The 11,995-nt window shown below is 64.7% G+C and carries 5 protein-coding genes and 1 pseudogene; all 6 read right to left on the bottom strand.

What is annotated here, in order from left to right; translation table 11 throughout:
• Positions 1–315 (bottom strand): annotated as a pseudogene (locus FDW88_RS01150) (Tn3 family transposase); the annotation flags it as partial.
• A gap of 378 nt (positions 316–693) precedes the next feature.
• Entirely contained in the window at positions 694–2,826 is a 2,133-nt protein-coding gene (locus tag FDW88_RS01145) for an HlyD family efflux transporter periplasmic adaptor subunit (protein WP_001548175.1), read from the bottom strand.
• Between the two features lies 1 nt (position 2,827).
• Complete coding sequence (locus tag FDW88_RS01140; RefSeq protein WP_001548176.1) at positions 2,828–4,177, bottom strand: efflux RND transporter periplasmic adaptor subunit; 1,350 nt, start codon at positions 4,175–4,177, stop codon at positions 2,828–2,830.
• Positions 4,174–5,055 (bottom strand): efflux RND transporter periplasmic adaptor subunit, encoded by an 882-nt coding sequence (locus FDW88_RS01135; RefSeq protein ID WP_001548177.1) that lies wholly within the window; start codon positions 5,053–5,055, stop codon positions 4,174–4,176. Before FDW88_RS01135 ends, FDW88_RS01140 begins: the two co-directional genes overlap by 4 nt.
• A 14-nt stretch (positions 5,056–5,069) precedes the next feature.
• Positions 5,070–6,989, bottom strand: coding sequence for a TolC family protein (locus tag FDW88_RS01130; RefSeq protein ID WP_000989158.1), 1,920 nt, complete (start codon positions 6,987–6,989; stop codon positions 5,070–5,072).
• Between the two features lie 37 nt (positions 6,990–7,026).
• A complete protein-coding gene (locus tag FDW88_RS01125) occupies positions 7,027–11,964 on the bottom strand; it encodes an Ig-like domain-containing protein (RefSeq protein ID WP_249354865.1) in 4,938 nt (1,645 codons plus the stop codon).
• Between the last annotated feature and the right edge of the window lie 31 nt (positions 11,965–11,995).

Raw genomic sequence — 11,995 nt, 5'->3', positions numbered from 1 at the left:
TGACCTGCTTATTCGCACCTTCCCTAACATTTTCATTATCAGCGATGCGGTGACAATCCCCTGTTTAATTGAGGCTGCCAGGTACAATATTTTATCCCTGCGCGCCTCAATGTCTTTGAGATTCAGGCTGGTTGTTGATATGACGGACTGTTTCCCGGAATAACGCTCGGCCTTTTGATGAATAACCAGCCGCTTCTCATGAATATCCCGGATCCTTGGCGAAAAAGCGAATCCCAGCAGATGCATCAGGGTGAAAACATGCTCAGTGAAGCCCGCTGTATCGGTGTAATGTTCGGTAATTTTCAGATCACTTTCGCATTGCCGCCCGCCGTGACAATATCGGCGGCGAGCGCCTCCAGTTCCGTCTGGCTGCCAGCATGGCGTTGGCACCTATCTCCGCCAGCCGCAGGGCGGCCTCGTGGCCGAAACAACTCGACATGCCAGTGATGACAATCGTGGCGTTTTGCAGACAATTTTTTGCATAACCACACCTCCGGAAACAGAAACCAACGAGTCTTGCGAGCATCAGCTGCACGCCTGCAAGTAATATAACCTCCGGGTCCAGTTGCAGAACACCGAACAGACTAACAAAACGTAGGTGCCAGTTTGCTCTGGCGAAACGGGGTTTAACCTAAAACCGCGGTGGGGAGAAAACCTGCGCCAGGCCAGGCGGCCTGGCGCGAAAATCGCACGCTAACCCTCTTTACCAAAGCCAGTTTGCTGGATAAGCATCAGCATAACGCTGTTGACCCAGCCGTGAGCCAGGCTCTGGCGGTCACTCGCCACGTCAACACGTACCAGTTGCTCTTTGCTGACCGGCGCGGCGGAGATGCCTTCGATCACTACCCGGTACCAGACGGCGGCGGGACGGAGTTCGTTGGCGGGCGCAACCGGGTTCAGCGCCACCGGGCCGCCGTGACTCTGCGCCAGCATCAGATTAGGCAGACGGCGGATGGCGTCGTGGTCGATGGTCACTACCGCGCCTGCGAGCGGCTGCCAGCGGCCCTGCTGATAAACCCGCGCCGTCGCGCCGTCGCGCAGGCGGGCCAGGTCGGTTTCGCTGACCAGCGCCTTCACGCGCCAGCGGTGGGTGTCGATCACGCTTGCGATGCGGGTGCCAGGCGAGACCCAACTGCCGGGGCGCAGGGTCTGCTCAACGTCATGCACCACGCCATCCTCCAGCGCCACCAGCTGGAGCCGCTGAAGCTCAACGGCGCTGGCCCGCTGTTGAATGGCGTACTGGCGCGCCATCTGGTCGGCGACCACCTGCTTCGCCGCGCCGTTTTTATCGAGCGCCATCGCGCCGCGGGCGCTGGTCTGCCACGCCTGGCTTAGCGCCAGCGCCTTATCCTGCTCGTCCGCCGGGACGGGGGCCACCAGTTCAAACAGCTTCTGGCCCGCCTTGACCTGCTGGCCTTCCTGCACCAGCACCTTGTCAAGCTGGGCGGCATAGGGCGTGTAAACCGGCTGCGCCACGCCCGCCTCCATCACGCCGTGCAGGGAGACCTGCCCGGACCAGGGCAGAAAGACCGAAAGCCCCAGCGCGAGTGCGACGGCGACAAGGCGCAGCAGGCGCGCCGGAGCGATTTCCCGGCGGCGCGCGCGCCAGATTTTGAGTTCGCGAAACATCGGTTGCACCACAAAAGTGACTATCTCAATAAAAAACAGCACCAGCCCGAGCGCCTTAAAAAAGGCGTTGTAGACCACCAGCGCGATGCCGACGAACAGCAGTAGCCGGTAAACCCAGGTGGCGAAGGCGAAAAGGGTGAGGAAGCGGGCAAAGGCGGGCGAGACGTTATCCGGGATCGGATCCTCAAGCCCCAGCAGGTGCCAGCGCAGCCAGCGCTTCGCCCAGTTGCCCGCCCGTTCGTGCAGGCCAGGGTAGTCCAGCGTATCGCTGAGAATAAAGTAGCCGTCAAAGCGCATAAACGGGCTGGCGTTCACCGCCACCGTCAGCACCCAGGCGGTGGTGGCGAGAAAGAACAGCGCGCCTTTAACGTTGCCTTCCGGCGCGAAGCTCCAGAACAGCGTCGCCCAGGCCGCCAGCATCAGCTCGGCCATAATGCCCGCGCTGGCGATGGAGAGCCGGTGGCGGGACTGCGACAGCTTCCAGCTCTCTCCGGTATCGGTGTAGGCCATCGGCCACATCACCAGCAGCGCCACCCCCATATGGCCGACGCGTACGCCGTAGCGGGTCGCCATAAAGGCGTGCCCCAGTTCGTGCCAGCATTTGGAGAGGATCAGCGCCACCGCGAAGGCCAGCGCCCCGTTCCAGCTCAGGGCGCCGTGCAGCGCGGCCTCGACGTTATCCCACTGGCGCGCGGCCAGAACGACGCCTGCCAGCGCGGCGACGGCGGTCAGCAGTAGAAACGGCGCGCTGAAAAGCCACTCCACCCACGGCAGCATTCGGCGCAGGGCTTTCTCCGGGCGCACCAGCGGCAGGCGGATAAACAGGTAGCCGTGCAGAATACGCCGCCAGAGCGAGCCGCGCGCTTTGAACGCGCCGCGGCGCAGCAGCTGTTGCTGCTGTAAAAAGCCCAGGAACTGCAACACATCCTGTTCGTCCACCGTCATGGTGGTCTCCTGGCTGATGCTGTCGGCAATCGCCTGCGGCGCGCCGAGCGGCCAGCGGCGCAGCATCTCCAGCTCCAGCCAGCCCAGGCGGAAATAGAGGTTGCGCACCGGGTCGGCCAGATGCCAGGCGGGCGAGCCGTCGCGGTTGTTGCCCGCCGGGTGAATTTTTAGCTCGTCGCGCAGCGGCGGCAGCGGCTGCGGCTGCGCAAGAGCTGTCCCGCCCGCAGGCGGGAGCGTCGCGGCTGTTTGCATATCAGAATCCACACCAGGCGCGCAGCGTCGCCAGCGGACGACGGAAAATCAGATAACCGAGCAGGCTCCAGTCGCCGGAGACGCGGGCCGTGCCCTGCAAGCCGATACGGGCGGCGCTGGACGGGTCGGTTACGGTGCCGCGCAGCAGGTAGCTCGCGACGCCGTTCGGCGCTTCCACCGTCTCGTAACCGGCGTAATCCAGCCGCGCGGTCAGCGGGTGCAGCGGGGCGACCTTAAGAAATACGGTCATCGCCGCGTGCGGGTTCAGGTTGGTGGATTCCGCCGCAGGCGCCCAGGCGCGCACGCCGAGCTTCGTTGGGTCCGCCAGCAGGCCGATGCGCTCGCCGGTCTGTACCGGACGGCCCGCCCAGTCGTCCGGGTCGGTGTAGACAAACACGCCGCTGCTGCGGGCGCGGATCGACAGCTTCTCCAGCTCGCGCTGCAACGAGGCAACCTGCACCTTTTGCTCGCGCCATTTGCCTTCGGTCAGAGCCAGTTCCGCACGGGCGTTCGGGTCTTCAATCGCCTGCTGAGACGCCTGATGCATATTGACGGTGGCGGTCGCCAGCTCCGCCTGAGCAATGGCGAGACGGTTTTTTAGAGTCGTATCATCCAGCTCCGCCAGCACCTGTCCGGCCACGACCGGCGTGTTCGGCGGCACCTTCATCTGGTGAATCACCCCGTCGCTCGGCGCGGCGATCACTTCGCTGTTAAGCGAAATCACCTCGGCGGGCACCAGCGTGTATTCCCGAATCGGGATCAGCATAACCAGCAGCAGAAGCAGCAACACGAGACCCGCGCGTCGGCGCACCGTGGCGGGCAGCAGCCGTTGCAGGCGAGAAGGCCGCGCCACCAGCGCCCACCAGGCGTAGCCGTACAGGTTCGCCAGCTGGAGCAGGGCGTATTCGGGGCTTTCGACGCCAAGCTGCGTCGGCCACGGGGTATCGCGGGCCAGCAGCAGCAGGGCGTGCAGCTTGCCGTCCGGGCCGGTCAGCGCCAGCACCCAGACGTGGCCCGGCAGCCATTCGTCCCACTCGCGCGCCAGCGACTCGCTCAGCATTTCCGGCGACAGCGGCATCACGCGGGCGGTTTCCGGCAGCGCGGCGCAGCGCGGCGCGATGTCGCAGGCAACGGCGGCAAGCCACAGCGCGTAGGGGGTATTGCGGTCGGTGTCGCTCAGGCCGGAGTGCGCCGCAAGCTGGGCGCGCCCGGTGGCGGAAACGGCGAGCAGCGCCGCCTGGCGATACTCCACCAGCGAGCGGGTATCGTTACACATCACAAAACCCAGCTCTTCGGGGCTGCGCGCCGCTTTCACGCGCGCCGCGAGAGAATAGAACAGGGCGATGCTCACGAGTTGGTCGTCCCGCTCTGGCACTGCGCCGCCGCTTTCGGGCAGACTGGCGTCGCGCGGCCGCTCATGCCGGGCAGTACGTCCTGGGCGTCGCTGCCAAATTCCGCTTCAATCTCAATCGTCTGGCTCACGGCGTCCACGCGGCCGCTGATGTGGGTGACGGTCATCGGGTAATGCTTGCCGGTTTCACCCACCACCGCGTCAAGCTGCGCGCCGGGCGCAAGCCAGGTGGTCCAGCCTGACGGCACGTTGAGGCGCGCCTTGCGGGTGCCGTTGCTTACAAGATCGATAACCTGCGCGCCTGCGCCGACGCCCTGGCCCTCTTTGACGTAAATACGCGCCACGCGGCCGTCGAACGGCGCGGTAAAGCGGCACTGCGCCAGCTGCGCTTCAAAAATTTTGATCTGGCTGCGGGTGCGGTTCACGTCGGCGGCGGCAAGGCCAACCTCCAGCGCGCCTGCGGAATGCAGACCCTGCAATTTCGCCTTCGCTTCATATTTGATCTGCGCGGCGCTGTACTCGGCGTCTGCCGCGTCGCGACGGGCTTTCAGCTCGCTACAGTCCAGCGTCACCAGCAGTTTGCCTGCCTTGACCGTATCGCCCAGCTCAACGTTGACCTGCGACACGCGCCCGGCCACCACGCTTGATAGCGGGCTTTCCTGGTTGGCCATCACCAGAAAACGCACCGGCGCGGCGCCGTTGTCGGCGGTGGCGTCAGGCGCGCTCTCAGGCGCTGCGGCAACGGCCGCATCCGGCGTTGCGACTGCCCCCGCCGCAGCGGGGGTTGGGTCGGCGGCGAAGGCGCTGGCGCACAGCGCCAGGCCCGTCAGCGGCATGAGCGCGCGGACGCTGCGCCAGCCTTCGTTCACGTTGTTCATACCTGTTCCTGTTATTAAGGGTTACTTGCCGTCATCACGCCGGTGTCGCCTGCCGCTTTATGCAGGTCGGACACCACGGAGAGCGCGGCGGCTTCTGCCAGCGCGCTGACCGAACGGGTGTTGACGTCATTCGGCAGATAGCTGGTGTATTTCTGGTAGGCGACCTGCGCGCCCTGGGCGTTATAGACCGCCATTTCCCACACGCCGCGCTGCGAGCCTGACGCGCGTTCAAGGTTGAGGTTCATTTGCAGTTTCACGCTGTCGGCGCCGTTGCCCTGCACCAGCTGGTTGGCGGCCAGCACATGGGTGACCGACTGATAAATCGCGCTCTTGTTGACGCCCGCTGGCAGGCGGCCCAGGGTGACGCTGACCGGATGGCGGGAAACTACCGCGTCGGCGCTCTGGGTGAAGACCTGCTTCTCGCCCGCCACCAGGCTCTGGTTGATTTCACGCGACAGGGTCGGCAGATCGCTGCTGGTCACCTTTTCCGGCAGCAGGTCGATGCCTACCGAGTTCAGCACGCGGCCATAGGCGGACTGCGCCTGCGCGTAGGAGGCGGCTTCCTGGAAGCGGGAGACGATGGAGCGCGCCTGGGTGCGCAGGGATTCCAGGTCGCTTGAGAGCGAGTTGTCGGAACCGGCGCGGGAGATGCTCGCCAGACGCTGGTCGACGCGGGCGGACTCCTGGGCTATCTGGTAGTCGTACACCGCGAGCTTGTAGCGCTCAACCGAGACGCGCACCTGAGTCAGCACCGCCATGCTCAGCGCCATACGGCGGGCATTGTCGGTGGCCAGGCGCGCGTCGTTGGTGCGGCTGATGGCCGGCGCGCTCAGCAGCTTGAACAGGTTCATGGAAACGCCCACGCCGCCCTGCACCCAGCTGTTGTTGTAGAGGTAGCTGTTGGAGTCGTAGCTGATGCCGCCGAACAGATTCAGGTTCGGGAACAGCGAGGCGATCTGGCGTTTGGTTTCCAGCACGTCGATGCGGGTTTTGTAATCTTCTTCACGCAGCTCTGGGCGGCGTTCCAGCGCCATCTGCTCAAGCGTATCAAGCTGGCTTGGCACGCCGGAAAGCGCCGGATTGGCGACGTCCTGTAAGGTGAAGTCGGTGGTGGACGGCAGGTTCAGCAGGGCGGCCAGCTCGCTTTTCGCCATCTGCATCTCCTGGCGCTTCTGGTTCAGCAGCGCCACCGCGTCGAGCAGGGCGCGCTGGTACTCCAGGCCCTCGACCGGCGGCAGAATGCCTGCGCGCTCCGCTTCGCGGGTTTTCTCAAGCGCGGTCTGGATCTCTTCGGCCAGCGGCTGCGCTTCGCTCAGCAGACGCTGTGCGCCCAGCGCGCGCCAGTACGCGTCGCGCACCTCCTGGACAATATTCTGCAATACCTTGCGGCGACGCTCTTCGGCGATGTTGACGTTATCCGCCTGCTGCTTCGCGCGGTAGTAGCTCATGCCGAAATCGAGCACGTCCCAGGAGAAGGTGGCGTCGGCCAGCAGGTGCTCGCGCTCTTCAGAGGTGGACGGACGCAGGCTGACGACCCGGTCTTCGATACCGACGCTGGTGCCGCCGGAATCGTTGTCGCGCCAGCGGTAGCCGGCATCGGTCATCAACTTCGGCAGCATATCCTGCTGGGAGATATCCAGGATGCCGCGCGACAGGGCGGTTTCCATCATCTTCAGGCGGTAGTCGAGGTTGTATTTCAGCGCGCGGGCCATGGCGTCTGACAGGGTCAGCGGACCAGAGACCGGCTGCTGGTCGCGGTACATGGCGGCGCGGTCGGCGCTGACGCGCGCGCCGATTTCATCCTGGGTCAGCGGTTCAGGTTTAATGGTGCCGCAACCGCTTAACAGCAGCGCGGAAACCAGTGCGGCGACAGGGGCGAGCAGAGGCGCAGAACGTACGGCAGTCGGGGTTACGGCAGTTAAAGTCGTCATCATTGTTATGCTGGTGTAAAAGGTTTTTGGAGTTGCGCGATTAACGATGCGGTGTGGCGCCTCCCACGGTGACCGGTTCCGGCGCGGCGACGCGGTTACGGGCCAGCGCGTCGACCTGCGCCGCCAGTGACGGCGCGCCTGGTCGGGCGGCGGCTTGCGGCACGATCACCACGCCCGGCGCGGCGGCGTGAGCCTGCTTCGCATCAGGGGTTTTCTCGCCGCGCTCCTGCTGCACGGTGGTTCTTTCGTTGATGCGCTCGTTAAGCGGCGGACGTTCCGGCGCGTTTTCCAGCACGGGCGCAGGCTGTACGGATTTATTCAGCGAGAAGTGGCTGAAGTGATCGCCCAGCAGCTGCGAACCGATACCGGTGGCGGCGAAGGTGTTCACCACGCTGCGTTGCAGCGTGGTGTTTACCCAGCGGGTAAAGAGAATGCCGTCTTCCAGCACCGGCGTGCCGTTGTCATTCATGCCGCGGCCCAGCTCGGTAATTTTGCGGTTCAGCTCCACCTCGCGAGAGAACTGGTCGCTGTACACGCCGTAGATGGCGGGCAGGATAAACAGACCCGGCGAATACGGCTGATCGAGCGACAGCTCGTAGTTGGTGTAGTAGCTCGGGAAGTGCTGATCGCCTGTGCGTACCGACTGCGGCGGCGTCACGCCGTGAATAACGATGGTCAGCTGCGCCTGGCTGGTATTGCCGTCGGCGTCGGTAATGGTGTAAGTGAACACCTCGCTCAGGGTGGCGTTGGCGTCCAGCGACGCCACGCGGCTGTTGCTGCGGTTCAGCACATAGCTGTAGTTGCCGCGGGCGTCGAGCGTCAGGGCGCCGAACTCGCCCAGGCTTACGCCGCCGACCGCGCCCGCGCGGTTGAGGTTCACGGAGGAAATCGCGCTCACCGGGCCGCCCGCCGCGGCGCCGTCTGCGCCGATAGCGTCGTTGCTAAAGACGTTGCCCGACGCCGCCTGCTGGCCGCGATCCTGGTCGATGCTGTTGTCGTCCGCTGCCGCGACCGGCGCGTCGTTGAGAATATTGACGCGCAGCAGGCCCGGCGCGCGGGTCTGCTGGCCGTTGACGGAGAACCGAATCTCTTCGCGGGTGGTGGATTCGCCCGGCTGGTTAACCGCCTGGGTCAGCGTGAAGCGGTATTGCAGCGTCGCGCGGCCTTCGCCGTCCACCTGGAAACCGGTGAGCGACAGCACGCCGTCCGGCGTTGCGATATCCACTGGCGCCTGGGCGCTCAGCGCCTGGAGCTGCGCAAGCGTCAGGGTCTGGCCGCCAATGGTCAGGCTTTCCACCGGCTCCAGCGACAGTACGGCCATCGCGCCCGTGGTGGTTTGCGCGCCGCTGGCCGTATCGACCAGACCTGCCTCTTTCACCCACGCCTCGGCTACGGGGTTCACCAGCAGGCGCAGTTCGCCCGTGGCGGTGCCGCCGTCGTTGCCGTCGCTCAGGGTGTAGTTCAACACTGGCGTAAAGCCGGACCAGCCGCTTGCCGGGGTAAACAGATAGCTGCCGTCGCGGTTAACCACCAGCGTGCCCTGGCCCGGGATCGTAATGATGTCCCCCGGCGCGTAGGTCGCGCCGCCGACGGTGATCTCCGCCACGTGCAGCGGGTCGCTGTCCGCGTCGCGGTCGTTGGTCAGCAGATTGCCGCTGACCGGCGTTTCCGGCAGGGTGCTCGCTTTATCCGCCACCGCGACCGGCGGGGTGTTGGTGACCTCAAGCGTGACCTGGGCGGTTTCGGTGACGCCGCCGCTGGTGACGGTATAGGTGAAGGTGTCCTGGCCGACGTAGCCCGCGTTTGGCGTATAAACCAGCTGCCCGTTTTCAATAGCGACGGAGCCGTGCGCGCCCTGGGTCACGCCGGTAATGGCCTGGTCCGGGTTAACGAAGCGGTCGTTGCCGATCGCATCAATCGTCACCGGCACGCCTGCGTGGGTGGTGGCGCTGTCATCTTTCACGTCCGCTACCGGGGTGACGGTGATGGCGAGCGTCGCGGTAGCGGTGCCGCCGTCGTTGCCGTCGCTGACCGTATAGGTCACCACCGGCGCCGTGCCGTTCCAGTCGGCGACTGGCGTGAAGCGGTAGCTGCCGTCGCGGTTAACGGTCAGCGCGCCGACGCCCGCCAGCTGGACGGTGTCGCCCGGCTGAGCAGTCTGGCCGCCGACGGTAAAGCCCGCAATGTGCAGCGGGTCGCCGTCCGGGTCGCGGTCGTTGGTCAGCAGTTCGCCGCCAATAGCGGTGTCTTCCGGCGTGGTGACGATTTCACCGTCGGCCACCGGCACGGTATTGGTCATCACGACGCTCACGGCGGCGGTTTCGGTGACGCCGCCGCTGGTGACGGTATAGGTGAAGGTGTCCTGGCCGACGTAGCCCGCGTTTGGCGTATAAACCAGCTGCCCGTTTTCAATAGCGACGGAGCCGTGCGCGCCCTGGGTCACGCCGGTAATGGCCTGGTCCGGGTTAACGAAGCGGTCGTTGCCGATCGCATCAATCGTCACCGGCACGCCTGCGTGGGTGGTGGCGCTGTCATCTTTCACGTCCGCTACCGGGGTGACGGTGATGGCGAGCGTCGCGGTAGCGGTGCCGCCGTCGTTGCCGTCGCTGACCGTGTAGGTTACTACTGGCGCCGTGCCGTTCCAGTCGGCCACCGGCGTAAAGCGGTAGCCGCCGTTGCGCTCAATGGTCAGCTCGCCGACGCCCGGGAGCCGCGCGGTATCGCCCGGCTGATAAGTCTGGCCGCCGACGGTGAAGCCCGCGATAAACAGCGGATCGCCGTCCGCGTCACGGTCGTTGAGCAGCAGGTCGCCGCGCGCCTCGTAATCTTCCGGCGAAGCCACTGTCTCGCCCGTTGCGACCGGCACGCTGTTGGTCAGGGTGACGGTGACGTTGGCGGTTTCGCGAACGCCGCCGCTCTCCACGGTGTAGGTGAAGGTATCCTGGCCGACATAGCCGCTGGTCGGCGTGTAAATCACCTGGCCGTTGCTGATGCTAACCGTACCGTAAGCGCCGTTGGTCTTGCCGGTAATCGCTTTGTCGGCATTGCTGAAACTGTCGTTATGCAGCGCATCGATAGTGACCGCAACACCCGCATGGGTGCTGGCCGTATCGTCCTTCGCGTCCGCCACCGGCGTTACGCTAAAGGCGAGCGTGGCGGTGGAGACGCCGCCGTCTTTGCCGTCGCTGATGGTGTAGGTCGCGGCAGGCGGCACGCCGTTCCAGTCGGCCACTGGCACAAAGGTGAAGCTGCCGTCGGCGCGGATCGTCAAATCGCCATAGCCTGCCAGCGTCGCGGTGTCGCCCGCGAGGTAGCGGGTGCCGCCGACGGTAAACTCCGTCACGGCGAGGGCGTCGCCATCGTCATCGTGGGCGTTAGTCAGCAGGTTCTGCGCCGCAGTGCTGTTAAGCGTGGTGTCTTCCGGCGTGGAAATCGTCGGTACGCTGGTCAGACGCGGCGCCACGTTGGTGACGTCCACGGTAACGGTCGCGGTTTCGGTTTTGCCGCCGCTGGTGACGGTGTAGTCGAAGGTGTCGCTGCCGACATAGCCCGCGTTCGGGCGGTAGACGAGCGTGTTGTTCTCAATCGTCACCGTGCCGTGGGCGGCAGCGGTGACGCCGGTAATCGTCTGGTCGCTGTTGCTGAAGCTGTCGTTGTCGAGCGCGTCGATCACCACCGGCACATCGGCATGGGTGCTGACGCTGTCGTTGACCGCATCCGCGATCGGGTTGACGGTAAGTAAGAGCGTCGCCACGCTAAATCCGCCGTTGCCGTCGCTTACCTGGTAAAGGATCGGCTGCACGGCGCCGTTCCAGTCGGCGACTGGCACAAAGGTATAGCTGCCGTCGGCGTTAATGGTCAGGTCGCCCATGCCTGCAAGCGTCGCGGTCTGGCCCGCCGCGTAAATCTGCGTACCGGTACTGAACTGCGTGATGGCAAGAGCATCATTGTCATCATCGCTGTCGTTAGCCAGCAACCCGGTGGCGGCGCTGCGCGTCAGGGTAGTGTCTTCCGCAGTCCACGTAAAATCATCGTGCGCCACCGGCGCAATGTTGGCGATGGTGACATTAACGGTCGCGGTTTCCGTTACGCCGCCGCTGGTGACGGTATAGGTAAAGCTGTCAGTGCCGTTAAAGCCCGCGTTCGGGGTATAGCGCACCTTGCCGTTTTCAATCGCCACCGAGCCGTTATTGCCCTGGGTGACGGCGGTAACGGCTTTGTCGCTGTTGCTGAATCTGTCGTTCGCCAGCACGTCGATGACTTTCGCCACGCCCGCGTGGGTGGTGGCGTTGTCGTCAACGGCGTCAGGGATCGCATTGTACTGAATGGTGAGCGTCGATGTGACGCTGCCGTTATCCCGGCCGTCCGTTGCCGTGTAGGTCACCACCGGTACGTTGCCGTTCCAGTCAGCCACCGGAATAAACGTCACGCTGCCGTCAGAAGTAATAGTCAGGCTTCCGTACCCCGCCAGATTGGCCGTCTCGCCTGCCTGCCAGGTGGTACCGTTGACGGTAAAATCGGTCACCGTCAGGGTGTCGCCGTCGGCGTCGCTGCTGGTATCTAATAAAAGGCCAGGGATACCGATCGGCGAGTCTTCACCGTTAATCGCTGTCCAGTGGGGCAGCGTCGGCGCGCTGTTGGTCAACGTCAGATAAACCGTGGCGGTCTCCTCGATACCGCCGCTGGTGACGGTATAGGTGAAGCTGTCGTTGCCGACGTAGCCGCTGGTCGGGGTGTAAACCACCTGGCCGTTGCTGATGCTAACCGTACCGTGCGCGCCGTCGGTGACGCCGGTAATCGCTTTGTCGCCGTTGGTGAAGCCGTCGTTGGTCAGGACATCGACCGTGACCGGGGCGCCCGCATGGGCTGTCCGGCTGTCGTCATGGGCGTCCTGCACCGGCGTGACGGTAATATCGAGGGCGGCGGTTTGCACGCCGTTGTCGCGCCCGTCGGTGACCTCATAAGTGACCTGCGGCACGCTGCCGTTCCAGTCGGCGACCGGAACAAAG

Origin of the sequence: Citrobacter sp. wls829 (assembly GCF_005280825.1) — a bacterium.
Classification (GTDB): domain Bacteria; phylum Pseudomonadota; class Gammaproteobacteria; order Enterobacterales; family Enterobacteriaceae; genus Citrobacter; species Citrobacter gillenii.
The sequence above is the reverse complement of the archived record's forward strand: the minus strand, read 5'-3'. Positions and strand labels throughout refer to the sequence as shown.

What these genes read in the sequence shown, in the direction of transcription:
- FDW88_RS01130 (WP_000989158.1), bottom strand. Translation starts at nt 6,989, where the DNA reads ATGATGACGACTTTAACTGCCGTAACCCCGACTGCCGTACGTTCTGCG.
- FDW88_RS01145 (WP_001548175.1), bottom strand. Translation starts at nt 2,826, where the DNA reads ATGCAAACAGCCGCGACGCTCCCGCCTGCGGGCGGGACAGCTCTTGCG.
- FDW88_RS01135 (WP_001548177.1), bottom strand. Translation starts at nt 5,055, where the DNA reads ATGAACAACGTGAACGAAGGCTGGCGCAGCGTCCGCGCGCTCATGCCG.